The 21,658-nt window shown below is 65.6% G+C and carries 21 protein-coding genes and 1 pseudogene; all 22 read left to right on the top strand.

The window, feature by feature from the left end:
- Positions 1–1,218 carry an NAD(P)/FAD-dependent oxidoreductase gene (locus G6N55_RS11815; protein ID WP_163667299.1) on the top strand — a complete coding sequence of 406 codons (1,218 nt, stop codon included), beginning with the start codon at positions 1–3 and terminating at the stop codon, positions 1,216–1,218.
- 74 nt (positions 1,219–1,292) lie between these two features.
- Positions 1,293–1,733, top strand: a pseudogene (locus G6N55_RS30345) (hypothetical protein); the annotation flags it as partial.
- A 108-nt stretch (positions 1,734–1,841) separates the two neighbouring features.
- Positions 1,842–3,701, top strand: coding sequence for an ATP-binding protein (locus G6N55_RS11810; protein WP_232079050.1), 1,860 nt, complete (start codon positions 1,842–1,844; stop codon positions 3,699–3,701).
- A 133-nt stretch (positions 3,702–3,834) separates the two neighbouring features.
- Positions 3,835–4,992: a Rieske 2Fe-2S domain-containing protein gene (locus G6N55_RS11805; RefSeq protein WP_179968140.1), complete on the top strand. Its 1,158-nt coding sequence runs from the start codon at positions 3,835–3,837 to the stop codon at positions 4,990–4,992.
- 61 nt (positions 4,993–5,053) lie between these two features.
- Positions 5,054–5,404 carry a cupin domain-containing protein gene (locus tag G6N55_RS11800; protein ID WP_085221770.1) on the top strand — a complete coding sequence of 117 codons (351 nt, stop codon included), beginning with the start codon at positions 5,054–5,056 and terminating at the stop codon, positions 5,402–5,404.
- A gap of 96 nt (positions 5,405–5,500) precedes the next feature.
- Entirely contained in the window at positions 5,501–6,247 is a 747-nt protein-coding gene (locus tag G6N55_RS11795) for an MlaE family ABC transporter permease (protein ID WP_232079049.1), read from the top strand.
- Positions 6,244–7,098 (top strand): MlaE family ABC transporter permease, encoded by an 855-nt coding sequence (locus G6N55_RS11790; RefSeq protein ID WP_085221772.1) that lies wholly within the window; start codon positions 6,244–6,246, stop codon positions 7,096–7,098. The genes G6N55_RS11795 and G6N55_RS11790 overlap by 4 nt, the downstream gene beginning before the upstream one ends.
- Positions 7,099–7,101: 3 nt before the next feature.
- Complete coding sequence (locus G6N55_RS11785; protein ID WP_163667292.1) at positions 7,102–8,484, top strand: MCE family protein; 1,383 nt, start codon at positions 7,102–7,104, stop codon at positions 8,482–8,484.
- Between the two features lie 59 nt (positions 8,485–8,543).
- The gene (locus G6N55_RS11780) at positions 8,544–9,572 is read left to right on the top strand and encodes an MCE family protein (protein WP_085221940.1); all 1,029 of its coding nucleotides are present in this window, start codon (positions 8,544–8,546) and stop codon (positions 9,570–9,572) included.
- Complete coding sequence (locus G6N55_RS11775) at positions 9,569–10,873, top strand: MCE family protein (protein ID WP_163667289.1); 1,305 nt, start codon at positions 9,569–9,571, stop codon at positions 10,871–10,873. The genes G6N55_RS11780 and G6N55_RS11775 overlap by 4 nt, the downstream gene beginning before the upstream one ends.
- Complete coding sequence (locus G6N55_RS11770) at positions 10,870–12,189, top strand: MCE family protein (protein WP_085219596.1); 1,320 nt, start codon at positions 10,870–10,872, stop codon at positions 12,187–12,189. The genes G6N55_RS11775 and G6N55_RS11770 overlap by 4 nt, the downstream gene beginning before the upstream one ends.
- Positions 12,189–13,322: an MCE family protein gene (locus G6N55_RS11765; protein WP_085219598.1), complete on the top strand. Its 1,134-nt coding sequence runs from the start codon at positions 12,189–12,191 to the stop codon at positions 13,320–13,322. Before G6N55_RS11770 ends, G6N55_RS11765 begins: the two co-directional genes overlap by 1 nt.
- A 4-nt stretch (positions 13,323–13,326) precedes the next feature.
- Complete coding sequence (locus tag G6N55_RS11760) at positions 13,327–14,784, top strand: MCE family protein (RefSeq protein WP_085219684.1); 1,458 nt, start codon at positions 13,327–13,329, stop codon at positions 14,782–14,784.
- A gap of 3 nt (positions 14,785–14,787) precedes the next feature.
- Positions 14,788–15,393 (top strand): hypothetical protein, encoded by a 606-nt coding sequence (locus tag G6N55_RS11755; RefSeq protein ID WP_085219600.1) that lies wholly within the window; start codon positions 14,788–14,790, stop codon positions 15,391–15,393.
- The gene (locus G6N55_RS11750; protein ID WP_085219602.1) at positions 15,390–16,100 is read left to right on the top strand and encodes a hypothetical protein; all 711 of its coding nucleotides are present in this window, start codon (positions 15,390–15,392) and stop codon (positions 16,098–16,100) included. The genes G6N55_RS11755 and G6N55_RS11750 overlap by 4 nt, the downstream gene beginning before the upstream one ends.
- Positions 16,097–16,579, top strand: a complete 483-nt coding sequence (locus G6N55_RS11745; RefSeq protein WP_179968139.1) for a CAP domain-containing protein — start codon at positions 16,097–16,099, stop codon at positions 16,577–16,579. The genes G6N55_RS11750 and G6N55_RS11745 overlap by 4 nt, the downstream gene beginning before the upstream one ends.
- A 72-nt stretch (positions 16,580–16,651) precedes the next feature.
- Positions 16,652–16,762, top strand: coding sequence for a hypothetical protein (locus G6N55_RS30340; RefSeq protein WP_139826638.1), 111 nt, complete (start codon positions 16,652–16,654; stop codon positions 16,760–16,762).
- A gap of 21 nt (positions 16,763–16,783) precedes the next feature.
- Positions 16,784–17,668, top strand: a complete 885-nt coding sequence (locus G6N55_RS11735; protein WP_372517564.1) for an esterase family protein — start codon at positions 16,784–16,786, stop codon at positions 17,666–17,668.
- Between the two features lie 38 nt (positions 17,669–17,706).
- Positions 17,707–18,795, top strand: a complete 1,089-nt coding sequence (locus G6N55_RS11730; protein WP_085219604.1) for an S-(hydroxymethyl)mycothiol dehydrogenase — start codon at positions 17,707–17,709, stop codon at positions 18,793–18,795.
- Between the two features lie 49 nt (positions 18,796–18,844).
- On the top strand, positions 18,845–19,663 hold the full coding sequence (locus tag G6N55_RS11725; RefSeq protein WP_085219606.1) for a 2-keto-4-pentenoate hydratase: 819 nt from the start codon (positions 18,845–18,847) through the stop codon (positions 19,661–19,663).
- Complete coding sequence (locus G6N55_RS11720) at positions 19,660–20,622, top strand: acetaldehyde dehydrogenase (acetylating) (RefSeq protein ID WP_085219607.1); 963 nt, start codon at positions 19,660–19,662, stop codon at positions 20,620–20,622. The genes G6N55_RS11725 and G6N55_RS11720 overlap by 4 nt, the downstream gene beginning before the upstream one ends.
- The gene (gene dmpG / locus G6N55_RS11715; RefSeq protein WP_085219609.1) at positions 20,619–21,650 is read left to right on the top strand and encodes a 4-hydroxy-2-oxovalerate aldolase; all 1,032 of its coding nucleotides are present in this window, start codon (positions 20,619–20,621) and stop codon (positions 21,648–21,650) included. The genes G6N55_RS11720 and dmpG overlap by 4 nt, the downstream gene beginning before the upstream one ends.
- Positions 21,651–21,658: the final 8 nt, after the last annotated feature.

Here is a 21,658-nt window from a genome sequence, read left to right as displayed (position 1 = left end):
GTGCCCAGCGCTGTCCAGGACGCGCGGTATCTGATCATCGGCGGAGGCCTCGCGGCAGTGAGCGCGGTTGACACGCTGACCAGGAAGGGCGCCGCCGGGTCGGTGCGCATGGTTTGCGCCGAAAGTCGACTTCCCTACGCCAGACCCCCGTTGTCGAAGGCGGTCCTATCCGGAGACGCCGAGTTGTCCTCGGTGTACCTGAAGCAAAGCGAGTACTACCGCGACAAGGGGATCGAGGTCGTCCTGGGCGATGCGGCCACCGGGCTGAACACCGAAAATCGGGTCGTCACATTGGCATCCGGGGCGCAATTCGCCTACGAGAAGGCGCTTATCGCGACCGGCGTGATGCCCGCCGCGCTCGACATTCCGGGTTTCTCGCTGCGGGGCGTCCATACCCTGCGTAATCTCGACGACGCACTCAGTCTGCAACAGGCGATTACCGCCTTTACCACCGTGGTCATCATCGGGGGCGGCTTCATCGGCTGCGAGGTGGCCGCGACCGCGATCTCGCTGGGCGCGGATGTCCATGTCGTCGAAATGGATTCGTATCTGATGGAGCGGGTAGTCGGACCCGACGTCGCGGCAACCCTTACCGAGCGCCACCAGCGCGCCGGAGTGAAGACACACCTCGGCGCGACAGCCGTCGAGATCTGCGGCGATTCCAAGGTCGAGGGCGTCCGCCTGGACTCCGGCGCGACGATCGCCTGTGACATCGCTGTGGTCGGCGTCGGCAGCCGAACCGGAACCTCCTGGCTCGACGGGACCAACGTCGAGCTTTCGCACGGGGGGATCGTGGTCGACGCGCATTGCCGCACCACGGATCCTCAAGTGTTCGCCGCGGGCGACGTCGCCGCGATGTATTCGCCGCTGCTAGGCCGGCACGTGCGCATCGAGCACGAGTCGAATGCGCAGCACCAGGGCGCGGTCGCCGCCCGAAACATGTTGGGCGGCAACGCAGTATGTGACGCGTTGCCCTTCGTGTGGTCCAAACAGCTTGACCTCGACATGTGGTGTGTCGGCGATACCCGGGGGCACGATCGCGTGGAACTCGCCGGTGACGTCGCGGGCTGCAAATTTGTGGCCGTCTACTCGGCCCAGGGGAGCGCCATCGGGGTGTTCGGTGTCAATAGCAAGGCACTTGGGACCGCGCGGAAGCTGTTGCGCAACGAGGCACCGCGGTTCGCCGCAGGTGACCTTCTTGATGCCGCGGCCCACTAACGCATCGTTCGTCGCGCGGGTCCGGCCCGATCACTCCGGCGAATTCCTGGGCGGCTTCGCCGTGGCTCAGTATCATGCTGTCGCATGGGACGGTGGCATGGTGCTGCGCACTAGGCGTTCAGCACCGACTCTGGTGCCGGCCGCGGCTGCCCGCGGCGGGTGCTACGAATGTGCGATCAATGAAGCGAAATGAGGGCAACCTACCCGCGGACGTGACGAGTTTCATCGGCCGTCGCCACGAACTCGCGGAACTACGTGCACAGCTGTCCGCATCACGGCTGGTAACCCTGACGGGTGTCGGGGGCGTCGGGAAGACGCGTATGGCGATCAAGGTCGCGGCCGACTCGCGCAGAGCCTTCGCGGACGGGGCCTGGTTCGTCGAGCTGGCGGCGTTGCAGGACCCCGCGGCGTTGGCCGAAACGGTAGCCACCGCGCTGGGTGTGGTGAAGCAAACGCGGCGTGCGCCGCTGTCGCAACTCCATCACCACCTGGCCGGCAAGCAGATGCTCGTCATCCTCGACAATTGTGAACACCTCAGCGCCGCGTGCGCAGAACTCGTCGACGAGCTGCTCCGCGCCGCGCCGATGCTGCGATTCTTGGTGACCAGCAGGCACTCGTTGGGGGTGCTGGGCGAGTACATCTTCACCGTGCCACCCTTGTCGACGCCGCGATCGGGAACGCGGCTCGACGCCTTCTCGTTGGACGAGTTCGACGCCGTCGCCCTGTTGCGCGCCCGGACATCGGACAGCGGATCCGGGTTTGACATCACCGAGGAGAACAGTGCGCTGGTGGCGCGGCTGTGCGAACGCCTCGACGGCATCCCGCTTGCCATCGAACTCGCGGCGGCTCGACTGCGGACACTGCCCGTGGGTGAAGTCCTCGAACGATTGGACAGTCGTTTCCAGCTGCTGAGCGCAGGCAACAGCTCGGCGCTGCCACGTCACCAGACCCTCGCGGCGCTGATCGATTGGAGCTACGCCTTGTGCTCCGCCAAAGAACAGGCGCTGTGGGGGCGTTTATCGGTGTTCGCGGGCAGTTTCACGCTGGCGGCTGCCGAGGCGGTTTGTGCGGGCGACGGTCTGACCAGCGACGAGATCGTCGATCTGGTCGATGCCCTGGTACACAAGTCGATTCTCATCGTGGAGCGAGCCGGCGAGCAGATGCGCTACCGGCTGCTCGAAACTCTTCGCGAGTACGGCAAGGACCGGCTGACGAAGAAAGAACAGTTGCAGCAACTCCACCTTGCGCACCGCGACTATTTCCTGCGGCTCGCCGAGCGAAGTTTCGCGGAGTGGTGTGGCCCCGATCAACCCACCTGGCTGGCCCGCCTCCGGGAAGACCACACCAACCTCAGGAGCGCCTTCGATTACTGCATCGAAGCCGATCAATCGGAACAGGCGTGCGCGATGGCCGCCGCGCTGCAGTGGTACTGGATCGCGGGCGGAAGCCTCGGCGAGGGACGACGCTGGCTTCGTCAGGCCTTGTCCTCGATCGGCACGGAAGCTTCCTGCCGCACTCGCGCCAACGCCATGTGGGTCGATGCCTACCTTGCGTTGCTGCGCGGCGAGGTGACCGAAGCGCGAACCAGGCTCGACGATGCGGACAAGCTCGCGGCGATGATCGACGCGCCCGATCTCTGCGGCTACATCGCGCAGCTTCGCGGCATGGCCGCCCTCTTTGGCGGTGAGCCGGCCGAGGCCAGGATCTACTACGAACGCGGGATGGCAAGCCACGAGGAACGCGGTGACGTCGCGGGCGTTCTAGAGATGCTGTTCCAGCTTGCGGTGGTCTATTTGTTCACTGGCGAACAGGAATTGGCGATCTCAGCCTGCGAGAAGTCGCTGCAACTGAGCGCTCGTTACGGCGAACGCTGGGCCGCGTCCTACGCCTTATGGGCGCTGTCGCTGAACAAATGGACGGCGGGCGATTACGTCGAGGCCACCGAGCAGGCCCGGCAAAGTCTGCGGATGAAGCTTGAGTTCCGTGATCATCTCGGGATTGCACATGTGGTCGAGCTCTTCGCCTGGATCGCCGCTTCGGACGGGCGTTACGCCGAAAGTGCACGGCTGTTGGGGGCCGCCCGCACAATCTGGGACAACCTGGGAACGTCGATGGGTGCGTTCGGGACGGATTTGGCCAACTGCCACGCCGGCACCGAGGCGCGGCTGCGTACGGTGCTCAGTGCGCGGGAGGCGGAGGCATTGATCGCCGGCGGGGCCCTGCTGAGCACCGATCTGGCAACGGCCAACCTCCTCGGTGTCGAGGACGCCGCAAGCTCACCGCCGCGCAACGACGAATCCCCTTTGACCCCACGGGAAATGGAAGTCGCGGAACTGGTGGCGCGGGGGATGAAGAATCGAGAGATCGGGGCGGAATTGGTGCTGTCCAGTCGCACGATAGACAGCCATATTCAGCACATCCTGAGCAAATTGGACTTCAACTCGCGTAGCCAGATCGCCGGATGGATCGCCAGCCGGCACTGATCCGGCGCCCGTCGACTACTGAACTCGGAGTATTTCGGTACCTCACTAGGTAGTTCAACGGATGTCACGTCGTTGCGGCGTTGGCATAGTCGCTTGCTAAATCGAAAGCGATCTACGTGGGGAGAAGAGCCTGGTGACTGCCGCCGACCAACGAATCGAAACAGGCGTGGCTTCGAAGTGGCCGCGGTATCTGCAGGCCGAACTGGGCTTCAGCAATCACTGGCACCCGGCCCTGTTCGGCCACGAACTGGCCGAAGGCGGGTTCGCATCGGTGAAGATGCTGGGCACGCAGATTCTGCTGACCCGTGTCGACGGGCAAGTGCGCGCGATCGCGGATCAGTGCGCGCACCGCGGCGTGCGGTTCTCCGCGCAGCCCTTGTGTTTTCAGAAGGGCACCGTGTCGTGCTGGTACCACGGCTGGACCTACAGCCTGGCCGACGGGCAGCTCACCGATGTGCTGACATCTCCGGAATCGCCGGTGATCGGGCAGGTCGGTATCCCCGTCTTCGCGGTCGAAGAACAACAGGGCCTGATCTTCGTGTTCGTCGGCGACCAGGAGCCCCCCGCGTTGAGTGAGGACGTTCCGCCGGGATTTCTCGACACCGACACCCACTGCCTGGGGATCCGCCGCACCGTCGCGGCGAACTGGCGGCTTGGTGTGGAGAACGGCTTCGACACCACCCACATCTTCATGCATCGCGACTCACCGCTGGTCTCCGGCAACAAACTCGCTCTGCCATACGGGTTTGTCCCGGCCGACCGCGGGGCGATGGAGGTCCACTCACAGGGCTGGCCCAAAGGCGTGGTGGACAATCTCGCCCAGAACTACAAGCCGGTCTTCGAAGCGCAGCTGGGCGGCCAGCCCGTGCTGCAATGCCAGCTGTCCGGCGATGAAAAGCGAGTAGCCGCACGGGTAAGCGTGTGGCTGCCGGGAGTGCTCAAGGTCGATCCCTTCCCGGACCCCACGCTGGTGCAGTACGAGTTCTATGTTCCGGTCGGTGCCAACGAGCACGAGTACTTCCAGGTGTTGCAGCGCAAGGTCACAAACGAGGCCGACGTCCAGGCCTTCGAGGACGAGTTCGAGAACAAGTGGCGCGACCTCGCCTTGCACGGATTCAACGACGACGACGTCTGGGCTCGTGAGGCGCAAGAAGAGTTCTACAGCCACCAAAACGGATGGGCTAACGAGCACCTGTTCCCGCCCGACATGTGCATCACCAAGTGGCGGCAACTCGCGTCCACCCACGCTCGCGGCATCTCTCGGGGTCTGCGAAGCGGTGGTGGCTCGTAACGCGCGCGCCGTTGCCGACCCGGAGAGCGAATGTCTCATCCCTACCGCGCCAGGAGCGTCCATGGCTAAATTCGTCACCACCCAAGATCAGCGGTGGGCGTCGGCTTATCTGGCGGGGTTCAACGTCGAAGAGTGTCGGCTGTGGGACAAGGGCAATCTTTTCGCCGGCATCTTCAAGCTGCCGAAAGGGTTTGTCTTCCCGCATCATTCCCATCGGAGCTGGGTGCAGATCTTCGTGCTGGATGGGCAGATTCGGGTCGACCTGGATGGGCATGAGCCGAAATCAATCTCAGCCGGCGGCTACTACTTCGTCGAACCGGGCGACCCCCACGTCGAGACGGTGGAGGAGGACCTTACTGCCTTCGTGACCACCGCCGAGAACCGGGAAGCCCTCAACGAAGCCTTCATCTGAGGTCGACAAATGAAGATTGCATCCTCTGATCTCGTTGCAGCACCGACAATTTTGTCGAGGCACAAGCGGACCGCGTCGATCGCCGATTCGGCGCCGATGAAGCCGCTTCGCGGCGTCGGCTCCATGTCGGCGTTCGCGCTGGACACCTTCGTCACGATGTTCACCACGCGATTCGCGTGGCGCGAATTCCTGGAACAGACCTGGTTTGTCGCCAAGGTGGCGATGTTCCCCGCGTTGATGCTATCGGTGCCGTATGTGGTGCTGACGGTGTTCACGTTCAACGTGCTGCTCGTGGAATTCGGTGCCGCTGACCTTTCCGGAGCCGGCGCCTCGCTCGGCGCGGTAAACCAGATCGGCCCGTTCGTCACGGTCCTCGTCGTTGCGGGAGCGGGGGCCTCGGCGATGTGTGCCGACCTTGGGGCGCGGACAATCCGGGAAGAGCTCGACGCGTTGAAGGTCATGGGTATCGACCCGATCCAGGCGCTGGTCGTTCCGCGCGTGCTGGCCGCGACCGTGGTCGCGCTGCTGTTGTCCTCGCTGGTGACGTTGACCGGGGTCACCGGTGCGTTCTTTTTCTCGGTGTTCTTCCAGCACGTCACACCCGGGGCGTTCGTGTCAGGCATGACTCTGGTGACCGGATTGCGAGATGTGTTGGTGGCCATGGTCAAAGCGACCATGTTCGGGCTCACTGCCGGTCTGATCGCCTGTTTTCAGGGTGTCAACGTCAGGCGCGGGCCCGCGGGAGTGGGTAACGCCGTGAACGAAACGGTGGTGTTCTCGTTCGTCCTCTTGTTCATCATCAATCTGATCATCACCGCCCTCGGGTTCGAGGTGACCAAATGAGCACCAGCACCTTGGCCGATCAGTGGGTGCCGCGTGCGGCGCGGATCAGAGAGCTGCGGGACGGTTGGCGCCGGATCGGTGAGCAGACCAGGTTCTACGGAAAAGCGCTCGGCTCGGTCGCCCACGCCGTCATCTATTACCGAGCCGAGGTGCTGCGTCAGATCGCGGCGATGAGCCTTGGCACCGGCTCGCTGGCCATTATCGGCGGAACGGTCGCGGTGGTCTCGTTCATCACGATGTCCAACGCCGGCGCGCTCGCCAGCCAGGGCTACAACCAGCTGTCGCAGATCGGGGTCGAGGCGCTGAACGGCTTCGCGTCGGCGTTCGTCAACACCCGTTTGGTCATCCCCTTCACCGCGGGTATCGCCTTCGCCGCCACCATCGGCGCCGGATCCACCGCTCAGCTCGGTGCCATGCGGATCAACGAAGAGATCGACGCGCTGGAGGTCATGGGCATCCGCTCCATCGCCTACCTCGCCTCGACTCGGATCGGCGCAGGCGTTTTCGTCGTCATCCCGCTGTACTGCGTGGGACTGCTACTGGGTTACACGGCAGGCTATTTCGTCACCACTCTCATCTACGGCCAGTCCAGTGGCGTGTATCAGCATTACTTCAACACCTTTCTGATTCCCGCGGACCTACTGCGGTCATTCGTCGTCACGATCGCCGAAGTGACCGTGATCATGCTGATCCACACCTACCACGGCTACACCGCGGCGGGGGGGCCCGCGGGTGTCGGCAAGGCTGTCGGCCGAGCGACCCGGACCTCGCTGATCGGAGCGGCATTCATCGTGCTGTTCGTCACCCTGGCCCTGTACGGTCAGACCGGCAACTTCAACTTCGCGGGCTGACCCATGGCACGCCGAGGACGAGCCCAGATCGCCGCCGAATGGTTGGCGCTCCCGTTGGTTGCCGGCATCGTCGCCGCCGCGGTGTTGAGTGTCGCGTCCTTCAACCGAACGTTCTCCGCGGCCGTGCCGGTCACGTTGAAATCCGATCGCTCGGGTCTGGTCATGGAGCCGTACTCGAAGGTGAAGATGCGCGGCGTGCAGGTCGGACACGTCGCGACGATCTCCAGCGGGCTCAACTCGCAGACCCTGCAACTCGAGATCGACCCCGACAAGATCAACTTCATCCCCGCCAACGTCGAGGCGAGGATCAATGCCACCTCGCTGTTCGGCGCGAAGTACGTGGACCTGATCTACCCCAGCAACCCCAGCCCCAAACGGCTCGCCGCCGGTGCGGTACTGCTTTCGAAAAACGTTGCCACCGAGGTCAATACCGTCTTCGAAAATCTCGTGCAACTCATCAAACAGATCGACCCGGCCAAGCTCAACGCGGTGCTGTCGGCCATCGCCGAAGGCGTGCGCGGACAGGGCGAGCGCATCGGCCAATCGATCACCGACACGAATCAGGTTCTGCTGGCTGTCAATCCGCGCACCGAGACGCTACGTGCCGACTGGCGCGCGCTGCAGCGCGTCGGCGACGTGTACGGCGCGGCCGCCGACCACCTCATCGACACCCTCGCTGCACTCACCACCACCAGCGCCACGGTGACGACACAAGCCACCCAACTCGACGCGCTGCTGGCGGGCGTGGCGGGCTTGTCTCGCAGCGGCATTGACGTGCTGGGCCCCAGCAAGGACAACCTCATCACAGCAGTCAACGTGCTGCGGCCCACGACCGATCTGCTGATGAAATACAACCCGGAGCTGACGTGTCTCCTCGTCGGCGCCGACCGCACCCTCGGTGACTGGTCTCAGATGCTCGGGGGCAGCAACGGCAAGTCCTTGATCATGGACGCCCAGTTGCTGCTCGGCGACGACCCGTACCGGAATCCGCAAAACCTGCCGGTCGTCGCCGCGAAGGGCGGGCCCGGCGGCAAACCCGGATGCGGGTCGCTGCCCGACGTCGCGCAGAACTGGCCGGTGCGTTACCTGGTCACCGACACCGGTTTTGGCACCGGGTTGGACATCCGGCCGAATCCGGGCATCGGCTTCCCCGGATGGGCCAACTACTTCCCGGTGACCCGCGGCACACCCGAGCCACCAAGCATCCGCTACGTGGGCGGGCCGGCTCCCGGTCCCGTGCCATACCCGGGTGCCCCGCCTTACGGCGCGCCTCAGTACGCGCCCGACGGCACCCCCCTGTACCCGGGCGTCCCCCCTCCGCTCCCTCCCCCCACCCCAACGGACGGGGGGCGCCCGCCCAACGATGCCAATCCGCCGACGCCGTGATACCCGGCAGCGGTCGGCGTACTACAACCGGAAATCACGAGTGCGAGAGGTGAATTGCCTTGCGGGGTAACCTAACAGGACTCCTGTTACGCCTTGCGACCTTCGTCGTGGTGTGTGGAATCGGCGCGTTCGCGCTGGTCGCTATCTACGGACAGCTGCGATTCGAGAACGAGAAGAGCTACAACGCCATCTTCACCACGGTCAGTGGATTGCAGAACGGGAACTTCGTGCGCATCGCCGGCGTGGAAGTCGGCAAGGTCAAGAACATCCAGATTTCCGGCGACGCCACGGTGCGGGTGACCTTCTCCGCCGACGACTCGGTGGTCCTCACCCAAGGCACCAGGGCGGTGATCCGGTATGCCGACCTGATCGGCGGGCGCTATCTGGCCCTCGAGGATGGCCCGGGGCCGACGGCGAAGCTGCCTCCCGGCGGCACCATCAAAGTCGCCAACACCGCGCCGGCGCTGGACCTGGATGCGCTGATCGGTGGGTTCCGGCCGTTGTTCCGCGCGTTGGACCCCACCCAGGTCAATACGCTTACCTCGCAACTGATTGCGGCGTTTCAAGGCCAAGGCGCGACCATCGGCTCGATTCTGGCCCAGACCGCCGCGCTGACGAACACGCTTGCCGACCGTGACGAGCTGATCGGTCAAGTCGTGGTGAACCTCAACACCGTGCTCGGATCGCTGGCCGGGCACAGCGACAAGTTCGCCACCGCCGTCGACTCGCTCTCCGAACTCATGCACGCGCTGGCCGAGCGCAAGCAAGACCTCGTCAACAGCGTGGCGTACGGCAACGCGGCCGCCGGCTCGATCGCCGACCTGCTGTCGCAAGCGCGGGCTCCGCTGCAGAAAACCGTGCACGAGACCGACCGCACCGCCGGCAACGTGGAAGCGGATCACGACTATTTCGATGACTTCCTCAAGACGCTTCCCGACGCCTACCGGGTGCTGGGCCGGCAAGCTCTGAACGGCGACTTCTTCAGCTTCTACATGTGTGACCTGATCTTCAAGGTCAACGGCAAAGGTGGCCAGCCGGTCTTCATCAAGGTCGCTGGGCAGGACACGGGCAGGTGCACACCGCGATGAAACGCTTCCAAGACCGCAACCCGGTCGTCATCGGCATCGTCACCGTCGTCGTGGTGGCCGCCCTGACCGTCGCCACGTTGAACTATAACCGGGTGCCGTTCATCACCTCTGGCACAACATATTCGGCGTACTTCGAAGAGGCGGGCGGCCTGACCACGGGGGCCCCGGTACAGGTGCTGGGATTCAAATCCGGCCAGGTCAAATCCATCAGCCTCGACCCGCACGGCGTGCTGGTTTCCTTCACGGTGGCCGACGACGTCCGGCTGGGCGAACAGACCGAGGTGGCGATCAAGACGATCAGCCTGCTGGGCAACAAGGTCCTCGAAGTCACCCCGCGCGGCGACGGTCACGTGACCGGCACCATCCCGATGCAGCGCACCACGTCCCCGTATCAGCTGCCCGACGCCCTCGGGGACCTGACCGCAACCATCAGCGGGCTCAACACAGATCAGCTCTCGGACGCACTGAAGACCCTGGCGACCACGCTGCACGACACCCCGCCGCAGCTCAAGGTCGCCGTGGAGGGTGTCGCTCGATTCTCCGAGACCCTCAACGAGCGCGATGCGCAGCTGCGCACCCTGCTGTCCAACGCCGCGAACGCCACCACGGTGCTGGCGTCACGCACCGACAAGGTCGTGCGCCTGATCAGGGATTCCAACGCCGTACTGGCGGCGCTGCGCAGCCAAAGCGCTGCGCTAGACCAGATTTCGCAACACATCTCGGCGTTGGCCACCCAGATCCATGGCTTCATCGCGGACAACCGCGCAACGCTCAAACCCGCACTGGACAAACTGAACGGCGTTCTCGCCACCATCGACAACCGCAAGGCCGAGGTCCAGAAGTCGCTCAAGGGTCTCAACACCTACGTGATGTCCTTCGGCGAATCAGTCTCGTCCGGGCCATTTTTCAAGGCTTACGTCGTCAACTTGCTGCCCGGACAGTTCATCCAGCCGTTCGTCGACGTCGCCTTTTCTGACCTCGGCCTGGATCCGAATGTGCTGCTGCCCTCGCAGCGGACGGACCCGCAGACCGGTCAGCCGGGCACACCGCCGCTGCCCGTGCCCTATCCGCGCACCGGCCAGGGCGGCGAGCCGAGGTTGACGCTGCCCGATGCGATCACCGGCAAGCCGGGAGATCCGCGCTACCCGTACCGCGAGCCGATCCCGGCGCCGCCCCCGGGCGGACCCCCGCCCGGCCCGCCCGCGCTGCCGCCCGGCCAGCTGACGCCGGCGCAGCCGACACCCACCCCGGTATTCGTTCCCGCACCCGGTGAACCCGAGTCGACGCGGGCCGGCGGATGAACCGCCCGCGCTGGTTGCGGTCCGCCTTGGCGGCCGTGCTGGTCGTCGTAATCGTGGCGGCGGCCTACCTGGTGCTGGGCGCTGCCCGCCAGATCGGTCGCATCCATGTCGTCGCCTACTTCCCGAATAGCAACGGCGTGTTCGCCGGCGACGATGTGCGAATCCGGGGTGTGAAGGTCGGCAGCATCGACGCGATCGAACCCGAACCCGATCGGGTGAAGATCAGTTTCTGGTATGACGACCAATACAAGGTGCCCGCCGACGCCAAGGCCGTCATCCTGTCACCGACGCTTGTCACGTCACGGGCGATCCAGTTGACCCCGCCGTACCACGGCGGACCCAGTCTGGGTCAGGGCGCGGTCATCGGCGAGGACCGGACCGCGGTGCCGATGGAGTGGGACGACTTCCGCGGCCAACTCGAACGGCTGACGCGGCTGCTGCAGCCCACCGAGCCCGGCGGGGTCAGCACGCTGGGCGCGCTGGTCAACACCACGGCCGACAACCTGCGCGGCCAGGGAGCCACCATCCGTGAAGCGCTCACCAAACTGTCCACCGCGGTGTCGGCCCTGGCCGACCACAGCGCCGACACCTACGGTTCGGTCAAGAATCTGGCGACGCTGGTGTCGGCGCTGCAGGGCAGCACCACGCTGATTCGCCAGCTCAACGAGAACCTCGCCTCGGTCACCGGCGTGCTGGCCAACGACCCGAACGAGATTGCAAGTGCCATCAAGGATCTCAACGACGTGGTGGCCGAAGTGAAGACGTTCGTCGCCGACAACCGCGACACGTTGGGCACCACCACCGAGAAGCTGGCGGCGGTGTCCCAAACCTTGGCCGAGAGTCTCGGTGACATCAAGCAGCTGCTGCACATCCTGCCGACCACCGCGAGCAACGCGGTCAACCTGTACCAACCCGCACAGGGCACGCTCAGCGGTGCGCTGGCGGTCAACAACTTCGCGAATCCGATCAACTTCCTGTGCGGCGCGATCCAAGCCGCCTCCAGGTTGGGCTCCGAGCAGTCGGCCAAGCTGTGCGTGCAGTATCTGGCCCCGATCGTCAAAAACCGCCAGTACAACTTCCTTCCGTTCGGCGTCAATCCCTTCGTGGGAGCCGCCGCACGGCCCAACGAAATCACCTACAGCGAAGACTGGATGCGCCCGGACTACGTACCGCCACAGAACAATGCCGCGGTACCGGCCAGTGCCCCAGCACAATTGGCGGCCGACGCGTCGCCGCCGCCGGCCGGCACCCCGGTGCAGTACGATCCGGCGGCCGGGTTGCAGGGCATGATGATGCCCGCCGGGGGCGACCGCTGATGCACACACCTACCCGCCGCCGTGTCGCGGTCGTCCTCGTCGGGTTGGTCACCGCGCTGTCGGGTTGCGGCTGGCGGGGCCTGAACTCGCTGCCGCTGCCCGGCACCCAGGGCCGCGGGGACGGGTCGTTCACGATCACGGCCCAGATGCCCGACGTGGACACCATCCAGCCGAACTCCCGGGTGCGCGTCGGCGACGTCACCGTGGGCACCGTCACCAAAATCGAGCGCCAGGATTGGCACGCCCTGGTGACGATGAGTCTCAACCGCGACGTGAAGCTACCCGCCAATACGACTGCCACCCTTGGCCAGACAAGCCTGCTGGGATCGCTGCACATCGAGTTGGCGGTACCGGCCGACGAGCCCCCCCGCGGCCAGTTGCACCAGGGATCGGTGATCCCGTTGTCGGCCACCAAGGCGTACCCGTCCACCGAGCAGACGCTGGCGTCCGCCGGGCTCCTGCTCAACGGGGGCGGCCTGGGGCAGGTGCAGGACATCACCATCGCCATGACGACCGCGTTCGGCGGCCGCGAAGACGCGCTGCGCACGCTGTTGGGCCAGCTGGACACATTCATCGGCCGGGTCAATGCGCAAAAGCACGACATCATCGCCGCGGCAGACAGTCTCAATGTGCTGCTGACCAAGTTCGCGGCACAGCAGCCCGTCATCGACCGGGGCTTGGACACGATTCCCGGCGCACTGGCGACATTGAACAGCGAACGTGACACCCTGATCGACGCCCTCGATCAGTTGGGCAAATTCAGCGCACTCGCCGCCGATTCGGTGCGCCAAACCAAGGCCTCGCTGGTGGCCGAGCTCAAAGACCTCGGCCCGGTGCTGGAATCGCTGGGCAATGCCGGGCGCGCACTGACCCGGTCGCTGGGCCTGTTCAGCACCTACCCCTTCGCGAAGGACACGTTGACCAAGTGGTTCCGGGGGGACTACGCGAACGTGACCCTGGTCGTCGACTTGACGCTAAGCCGGCTCGACACATCGTTTTTCACCGGCACACGCTGGGAGGGCAACCTCACCCAACTGGAGATGCAGTGGGGCCGCACCGTGGGTGTGCTACCCAGCCCGTACACCGCGGGCAATCCTCTGCTGGCTCCCTACCGATTCGATCAGGGGCCCTAACATGATGCATCTCACCTTGCGCGTCCGGCTGCAGCTGGCGGTGTTCGCCGTGATCGCCGTCGTCACGGGCGGCATCATGGCGTTCCGATATCTCGATGTGGGAAACGAGTTCTTCGGCATCGGTCACTATCGGGTGACGGTCGACTTGCCCACGGCTGCAGGGCTTTACCCCAACGCCAACGTCACCTACCGCGGCACCGAAGTGGGGCGCGTCGACGACGTCCGGCTGACCCCGACCGGTGTGGCCGCGGTGCTGTCGCTGAGATCGGGGGTACGGATCCCGGCGGACCTCCAAGCCCAGGTGCACAGTCAGACCGCCGTCGGTGAGCAGTTCATCGAATTCGTTCCGCGGAGCGGGAACGGCCCCGCGCTTCGCAACGGCGACGTGATCCCGGTGGATCGCACCAGCGTGCCGCCCGACATCAACTCGCTGTTGAGCGCCACCAACGCCGGGCTGTTGGCCATCCCGCACGACAACCTGCGAACAGCGATCGACGAGTCTTACACCGCCGTAGGGGGTTTGGGCCCCGAACTGGCGCGGCTCGTGAAGGGCACGACCACATTGGCGGCCGACGCCCGCGCCAATCTGGACGCGCTGACCACCCTGATCGACCAATCCAAACCGATCCTGGACACCCAGGTCGACTCCTCGGACGCGATCAAGGCGTGGGCTGCGAACGTCGCGCAGATCACCGGTGAGATTGCGGCCCAAGATAATTCGATGCGAAATCTGTTGAACGCCGGCCCGGGTGCGGTCAACGAAGCCCGCCAGCTGCTGGACCGGTTCAAGCCGACGCTGCCGATCTTGGCCGCCAACTTGGCCAGCGTCGGCCAGGTGGCGCTGACCTACCAACCCAGCATCGAGCAGGTGTTGGTGCTGATGCCGCCGCTGGTTGAGATGCTGCAGGGCTCGACCCTGGCCGACCGCGACACCAAACAGGCCTACAAGGGCACCTACCTGTCGTTCAACCTGAATGTGAATCTTCCGCCGCCCTGTACCACCGGATTCCTGCCGCCCAATCAGGTGCGCTCGCCCAGCGAGGTGGACTATCCGGAGCGCCCACCCGGCGACCTGTATTGCCGGGTTCCGCAAGATTCGTTGCTCAACGTCCGGGGCGCCCACAACGCGCCCTGTATAACCCGGCCGGGCAAGCGGGCACCGACGGTCGAATTGTGCGAAAGAAACGAGAATTACCTGCCGCTGAACGACGGATACAACTGGAAGGGCGACCCGAACGCGACGCTGTCCGGCCAGCCGGTTCCGCAGCTGCCGCCGGGTGCGCAGGCCCCACCGAGCGCCGCCCCGCCGGCACCCCCGGCACTCGCGGCGGCCATCTATGACCCCGCCACCGGTTCCTACACGGGGCCCGACGGGCGCCTGCACACCCAGGCCGACCTGGCCGCCGACGCTCCGGTCCAGCGCAGCTGGCAGGACATGGTGTTTCCCCCGACAGGACGCTGACCGATGACAATCGACACCCCGCAAGCAGAGCTCACCGACACCGACGAGGTGCCCGACGAGCAACGCGATGTACACCGCGACGCGTCGACCGTCGACGACGACTGCGCACCCGCGCCGCGCCGGCGAATGTCGATACGCCGGCAGTCGCTGCTGGTCGGAATAACCATGATCGTGGCCGTTTCCGGTGTCGCCGGGTGGCTCGGATGGCGGGCCTACGAGGCCGAGCGGGTCAGCCAGCAGCGCGCGATGTTCCTGGCAGCGGGTCGGCAGGGGGCCCTGAACCTGACCTCCATCGACTGGCGGCAGGCCGACGCCGACGTGCAGCGTGTCCTGAACTCCGCGACCGGCGCGTTTCACGACGACTTCGCCAACCGGGCCAAGCCGCTGATCGAGGTGGTCAAACAGGTGCAGTCGACGTCGCAGGGCACGGTCACCGCGGCCGGGCTGGAGTCGGCGACCGCCAACGACGCTCAAGTGCTGGTCGCGGTCAGCGTGCGGATCTCGAATGCCGGTGCAGCTGAACAAAAGCCGCGATTGTGGCGCATGCGGATCTCGGTACAGAAGGTCGGGCAGGAGGTCAAGGTGTCCAACGTGGAGTTCGTGCCATGACCACGAACGAGAATCTCGCTGCCGTCGACCTCGAAGAGGGGGACGACGTCACACCGCAGGACGGTGCCGACAGCGACCAATCCTCGCCGTCCGGGCGACCAACGACGTTACGGCGCATGCGATCTGCCCTGGGCCGGCCGATGGCTCGGCTGCGTACCCGTCGTGCCGTCGCCGACCCGGATTCCGATTCCGATCTCGATTCGCCGCAGCCCGGCCCCACCCGACGCGACCGAGGGGTTCGCGTCGTCGGGGTCGGTGTCTTCGTGTTGGTGGCGGCGCTGTCCGGGGTGGCCGCCTATGCGAAATATCTCGATGCCTGCGCGGCGGCGGCGAGTCGAGCGGCGGTCGAATCGGTCCAGGCGGCGAAGGACAGCACGGTCGCGATGTTGTCCTACACCCCCGACAGCGTCGAACAGAAGCTCACAGCCGCCAGCGACCGTCTCACCGGAACGTTCCACGATTCCTATGCCTCGCTGATACACGACGTCGTGATTCCCGGGGCTCGGGAGAAGAAGATCTCTGCTGCCGCGACGGTGGCCGCCGCGGCATCGGAGTCGGCCAGTGCCAGCCACGCCGTGGTGGTGCTCTTCGTCAACCAGGCCGTGATGATCGGCAACGACGCGCCGACCCAGACCGCATCCGTCGTCGAAGTCACCCTCGACAAACTTGGGAACCGCTGGCTGGTGGCCGGGTTCGAGCCGAAATGACCTACGGTACAAAGCTTGTCGCGGGTCTGGCGATTTTCGGGCTGACGGCGGTGCTGGGGCCGCCGCAGGCGCACGCCGACAACAGCCGGTTGAACGCCAGCGTGGTCTCGAATGTGTACACGATTCACCGACACGCCGGCTGCACCGACGATCTGCGGGTCAGCCCACCGCTGCGGCTGGCCGCGCAGTGGCACACCGACGACGTGCTTGCCAACTACTCGCTCGACGGCGACCTCGGCTCGGACGGAACCTCGGTGGCCGACCGCGCCGCCGCTGCCGGGTATCACGGCCCGGTGGCCGAAACCGTCGCTATCAACCCGGCGATGGCGATCAGCGGCATCGAACTGATCAACCAGTGGTACTACAACCCCGCATACCTGGCCGTCATGCAGAACTGCAACTACACCCAGATCGGCGTGTGGTCGGCGAGCCGGCTGGATCGCACGGTCGTAGTAGCCGTGTACGGGAAACCGGCATGAGTTCCACCGGCCAAAGGATCAGTGCCCCAATGGCGTTCATCAAACCTTCGGTATCGACAGGAGAGTAGGACCATGGATCCCAGTCCCGATTACGACATCAGCGATGAATTGGAGTACGGCATCGACTGGTTCGCGTGGATTCTGCGCGGTGCCTATCCACCGCCGGCGTATCCACAGGTCTAGCACCATTACTAGGAGCATCCCGTGAAGGTCGGCACCACGCTGTTACGCGTCATTCTGGCGGCGGCATCGACGCTGTGTTTGCTGACGGCGGCGTATGCGCGCGCGGCCACGGTCGACTATCTGATGGTCCCGTCGGCGGCGATGGGGCGTGACATCCCGGTCGCCTTCCTGGGCGGCGGACCCCACGCGGTGTACCTGCTGGACGCATTCGACGCCGGTGGTGCCGTGAGCAACTGGGTGAGCGCCGGCAACGCAATGGAAACGCTTGCGGGCAAGGGAATCTCGGTGGTGGCCCCGGCTAGCGGCGCATACAGCCTCTACACCAACTGGGAGCAGGACGGGAGTCGCCAGTGGGACACCTTTCTGTCGGCCGAGCTGCCAACGTGGTTGGCGGCCAACAAGGGCCTGGCCCCGGGCGGGCACGCGGTAGTCGGGGCCGCCCAGGGCGGCACCGGCGCGCTGATGCTGGCGGAATTTCATCCCGACCGTTTCAGGTACGCGGGCTCGATGTCGGGCTTCTTGACCCCGTCGAACACCACCCTCAACGGGGCGATCAGCGCGGGAATGATGAGGTTCGGCGACGTCGACATCCGCAACATGTGGGGGTTGCCGCAGCTGGGCCGCTGGAAGTGGCATGACCCGGACGTGCATGTGCAGGCGTTGGTAGACAACAACACTCGACTGTGGATCTACAGCCCGCAATCCCTGACCGCCAGTGACGAAGCCGCGATGATCGGCTACCCCGAACAGGCCCAGGGCAGCAGCCGCGTGTTCTACGCCCACTACGTCGCGGTGGGCGGGCGCAACGGCCACTTCGATTTCCCGGTCGCCGGTGACCACGGCTGGCCCTCCTGGGCACCGCAACTACAGGCCATGTCGGCCGACCTTGCCGCCCAGATCAAGTAGCTCGAGCGACAAATTGCACACACGCAAGGAGAGATGATTTGACCCAGACAGTGCGGGGAGTGGTATCGAAGAAGCGGGGCGAGCCGGTCCAGCTGGTCGACGTGCTCGTCCCCGATCCCGGCCCGGGCGAAGTGGTGGTGGCAATCGGCGCCTGCGGCGTCTGCCACACCGATCTGACGTACCGCGACGGCGGCATCAGTGACGCCTACCCGTTCCTGCTCGGCCACGAAGCGGCCGGCACCGTGGAGTCGGTGGGGGCGGGGGTCACGGCCGTCGAGCCGGGTGACTTCGTGGTCCTCAACTGGCGTGCGGTATGCGGACAGTGCCGGGCGTGCCGCCGGGGTCGCCCACAGTATTGCTTCGACACCCACAACGCCGCGCAGGCCATGACGCTGACGGACGGCACCGAACTCACCCCTGCGCTGGGAATCGGGGCCTTCATCGACAAAACGCTGGTGCACCAAGGCCAGTGCACCAAGGTCGACCCCGCGGCCGATGCCGCGGCGGCGGCGCTGCTGGGGTGCGGGGTGATGGCCGGCCTCGGCGCGGCCGTCAACACCGGTGCGGTCACCCGCGATGACACCGTCGCGGTGATCGGTTGCGGCGGGGTGGGCGACGCCGCCATCGCCGGGGCCCGGCTGGTCGGCGCGCGCAAGATCATCGCGGTGGACACCGACGACGCCAAACTCGATTGGGCCACCGATTTCGGGGCCACCGACACCGTTAATGCCCGTACCGGCAACGTCGTCGAGGCAATCCAGGAGTTGACCGACGGCTTCGGCGCCGACGTGGTGATCGACGCGGTCGGCCGTCCGGAGACCTGGACGCAGGCCTTCTATGCCCGAGATCTCGCGGGAACCGTTGTGCTGGTGGGTGTTCCGACCCCCGACATGCGTCTCGACATGCCGCTGGTGGACTTCTTCTCCCGCGGCGGAACGCTGAAGTCGTCGTGGTACGGCGATTGCCTACCCGAACGCGACTTCCCCACGATGGTCGCGTTGTACCTGCAGGGAAGGCTACCGCTGGAGCGGTTCGTCTCCGAGCGCATCGGCCTCGAAGACATCGAAGATGCGTTCGCCAAGATGCACCGCGGCGCGGTGCTGCGCTCCGTGGTGGTGTTCAAATGAGCGTGTCACGGTGCCGTACAACGACTGTGGCGAGTGAAAGCCGCCGGCAATGGTGACCGCTCACGACAAGATTGCGGACGCCGCCATCTACGACGTCGCCGACAAGCTGCAGACGGCCGCGCGGACGCGGCAGCCCATCGCCCCGGTCCGCGCCGTAATCGGCGCGGACAACATCGACGCCGCCTATGCCGTGCAGCGCGAACTCATCGATCGCAGGGTCGCCGCGGGCGGGGTCATCGTCGGGCGCAAGATCGGGCTGACCTCGCCGGCGGTTCAGCGGCAACTCGGGGTCGACCAACCCGATTTCGGGGTGCTGCTGGCCGATATGGAGGTCTCCAGTACGGGATCGGTTCCGTCACACCGGCTCCTGCAGCCCAAGGTGGAGGCCGAGATCGCGTTCGTCTTGCGCGCCGACCTGGTCGCGGGTTTCGACGACAGCGAGCACATTCGCGCCGCCGTCGATTACGCGGTCGCGGCCCTGGAGATCGTGGACAGCCGGATTCGCCAGTGGGACATCACAATTGCCGACACTGTCGCCGACAACGCGTCGGCCGGGCTATTCATGCTCGGCAACCGGCGGTTGACTCTCGACGAGTTCGAGCCGCGCGAGGTGACGATGAGGATGTATGTCGACGACCAATTGGTGTCGCACGGTGATGGGTCGGCCTGCCTGGGTGACCCCCTCAACGCCCTCGCCTGGCTGGCCCGCGCCGCGGCCGCCTACGGCGAGCCGTTGCTCGCCGGTCAGATCGTGTTGTCGGGTGCGCTGGGCCCGATGGTCGTCGCACCACCGGGTACTCGCATACACGCCGAAATCGCGCCATTGGGGCTGCTTTCCGCCCATTTCTCATTTCTGGAGGAGTCGTGAACAAGACAAGAGTCGCCATTATCGGATCCGGCAACATCGGCACCGATCTGATGATCAAGATTCTGCGGACGTCCAAGCACCTTGAGATGGCCGCACTGGTGGGAATCGATGCCGGTTCCGATGGCCTGGCCCGGGCCGCGCGGGTGGGTATTCCGACCACCCACGAGGGTGTGCGCGGGCTCATCGAGTTGCCCGGATTCGACGACATCGACATCGTGTGCGACGCGACCTCGGCGCGGGCCCACCTGGCCAACGCCGCTACCCTGGCGCCGTACGGCAAGACGCTGATCGATCTGACGCCCGCGGCGATCGGCCCGATGGTGGTCCCGCCGGTGAACCTGCATGCCTGCCTGGATGCCGGGGCCACCAACGTCAACATGGTGACCTGCGGCGGTCAGGCCACCATTCCGATCGTCGCGGCGGTCTCCGCGGTCACCGCAGTCCATTACGCCGAGATTGTGGCCTCGATCGCCTCGAAGTCGGCCGGTCCCGGAACGCGGGCCAACATCGACGAATTCACCGAAACCACCGCGCAGGCAGTCGAATCGGTCGGGGGAGCGGCGCGGGGCAAGGCGATCATCATCCTCAATCCCGCCGAACCGCCGTTGATCATGCGCGACACCGTCTTCTGCCTGATCGGTGATGCCGACCATGACGCGATCGCGGCGTCTATCGGCACGATGGTCGACCGGGTCCGTGGGTATGTGCCCGGGTACCGCCTCAAACAGCAGGTCCAGTTCACCCCGGTCGCACCCGATGAACCCGTACACACCCTGGTGCCCGACGGTGCCGGCCCGGTGCTTACCCGGGTGTCGGTCTTCCTGGAAGTCGAAGGCGCCGCGCATTATCTGCCGTCGTACGCCGGCAACCTCGATATCATGACCTCGGCCGCGCTACGGGTCGCCGAGTCGATCGCACAGCGGCAACTCGACGCGCAATTCGCGGAGGTCCGGAAGTGAACTCCGCGCTATACATTCAAGACGTCACTCTGCGCGACGGTATGCACGCTATCCGCCACCGGATCAGCACCGAGGACGTCGCCCGCATCGCCGCAGCCCTCGATGCGGCGGGAGTGGATGCCATCGAGGTCGCCCACGGCGACGGCCTGGCCGGCGGCTCGCTGAACTACGGCCCGGGCAGCCATACCGACTGGCAGTGGATCGAGGCCGCGGCCGCGGCCATCGAAACCGCCGTGCTGACCACCCTGCTGCTTCCCGGCATCGGCACCATCGCCGAACTCAAGCATGCGCATTCGCTCGGGGTCCGGTCGGTGCGCATCGCCACTCACTGCACCGAAGCCGACATTGCCGCCCAGCACATCGCGACCGCGCGCGAACTGGGTATGGACGTGTCGGGCTTCCTGATGATGAGCCACATGGCCGATCCGGCGCAATTGGCAGCCCAAGCCAAGATCATGGAATGGCATGGGGCTCACTGTGTTTACGTCACCGACTCCGGCGGGCGGCTGACGATGCAAGGAATGCGCGAGCGGGTCCGTGCCTACCGTGACGTGCTGAAGCCCGAGACTCAGATCGGCGTGCATGCCCATGAAAACCTGTCCCTGTCAGTGGCCAACAGCGTCGTGGCCGTCGAGGAGGGGGTGACCCGCGTGGACGCTTCACTCGCCGGGCAGGGTGCGGGGGCAGGCAACACTCCCATCGAGGCGTTTGTGGCGGTCGCCGATCTGCACGGCTGGTCGCATGGCTGCAAACTGCTCGAGCTGCAAGACGCCGCCGACGATTTGGTTCGCCCGCTGCGCGATCGGCCGGTTCAAGTCGATCGCGAGACGCTCACGCTCGGTTACGCGGGCGTGTACTCGTCCTTCCTGCGGCACGCCGAAAACGCCTCACGGACTTATGGAGTGGACACCCGCGCGTTGCTCCTCGAAGTGGGCCGGCGGCGTTTGGTGGGCGGCCAGGAAGACATGATCGTCGACATCGCGTTGGACCTCGCCGGTGCGCGGTCGGGACCGATGCAGACAGTCTGAAGGGACAC

It is taken from the genome of Mycobacterium florentinum (assembly GCF_010730355.1).
GTDB lineage: Bacteria > Actinomycetota > Actinomycetes > Mycobacteriales > Mycobacteriaceae > Mycobacterium > Mycobacterium florentinum.
The sequence above is the reverse complement of the archived record's forward strand: the minus strand, read 5'-3'. Positions and strand labels throughout refer to the sequence as shown.

Excerpts from the sequence above, each read along its gene's own strand:
- G6N55_RS11800 (WP_085221770.1), top strand. The coding sequence starts at position 5,054 with ATGGCTAAATTCGTCACCACCCAAGATCAGCGGTGGGCGTCGGCTTAT.
- G6N55_RS11795 (WP_232079049.1), top strand. The coding sequence starts at position 5,501 with ATGAAGCCGCTTCGCGGCGTCGGCTCCATGTCGGCGTTCGCGCTGGAC.
- G6N55_RS11790 (WP_085221772.1), top strand. The coding sequence starts at position 6,244 with ATGAGCACCAGCACCTTGGCCGATCAGTGGGTGCCGCGTGCGGCGCGG.
- G6N55_RS11785 (WP_163667292.1), top strand. The coding sequence starts at position 7,102 with ATGGCACGCCGAGGACGAGCCCAGATCGCCGCCGAATGGTTGGCGCTC.
- G6N55_RS11775 (WP_163667289.1), top strand. The coding sequence starts at position 9,569 with ATGAAACGCTTCCAAGACCGCAACCCGGTCGTCATCGGCATCGTCACC.
- G6N55_RS11770 (WP_085219596.1), top strand. The coding sequence starts at position 10,870 with ATGAACCGCCCGCGCTGGTTGCGGTCCGCCTTGGCGGCCGTGCTGGTC.
- G6N55_RS11765 (WP_085219598.1), top strand. The coding sequence starts at position 12,189 with ATGCACACACCTACCCGCCGCCGTGTCGCGGTCGTCCTCGTCGGGTTG.
- G6N55_RS11760 (WP_085219684.1), top strand. The coding sequence starts at position 13,327 with ATGCATCTCACCTTGCGCGTCCGGCTGCAGCTGGCGGTGTTCGCCGTG.
- G6N55_RS11755 (WP_085219600.1), top strand. The coding sequence starts at position 14,788 with ATGACAATCGACACCCCGCAAGCAGAGCTCACCGACACCGACGAGGTG.
- G6N55_RS11750 (WP_085219602.1), top strand. The coding sequence starts at position 15,390 with ATGACCACGAACGAGAATCTCGCTGCCGTCGACCTCGAAGAGGGGGAC.
- G6N55_RS11745 (WP_179968139.1), top strand. The coding sequence starts at position 16,097 with ATGACCTACGGTACAAAGCTTGTCGCGGGTCTGGCGATTTTCGGGCTG.
- G6N55_RS30340 (WP_139826638.1), top strand. The coding sequence starts at position 16,652 with ATGGATCCCAGTCCCGATTACGACATCAGCGATGAATTGGAGTACGGC.
- G6N55_RS11725 (WP_085219606.1), top strand. The coding sequence starts at position 18,845 with ATGGTGACCGCTCACGACAAGATTGCGGACGCCGCCATCTACGACGTC.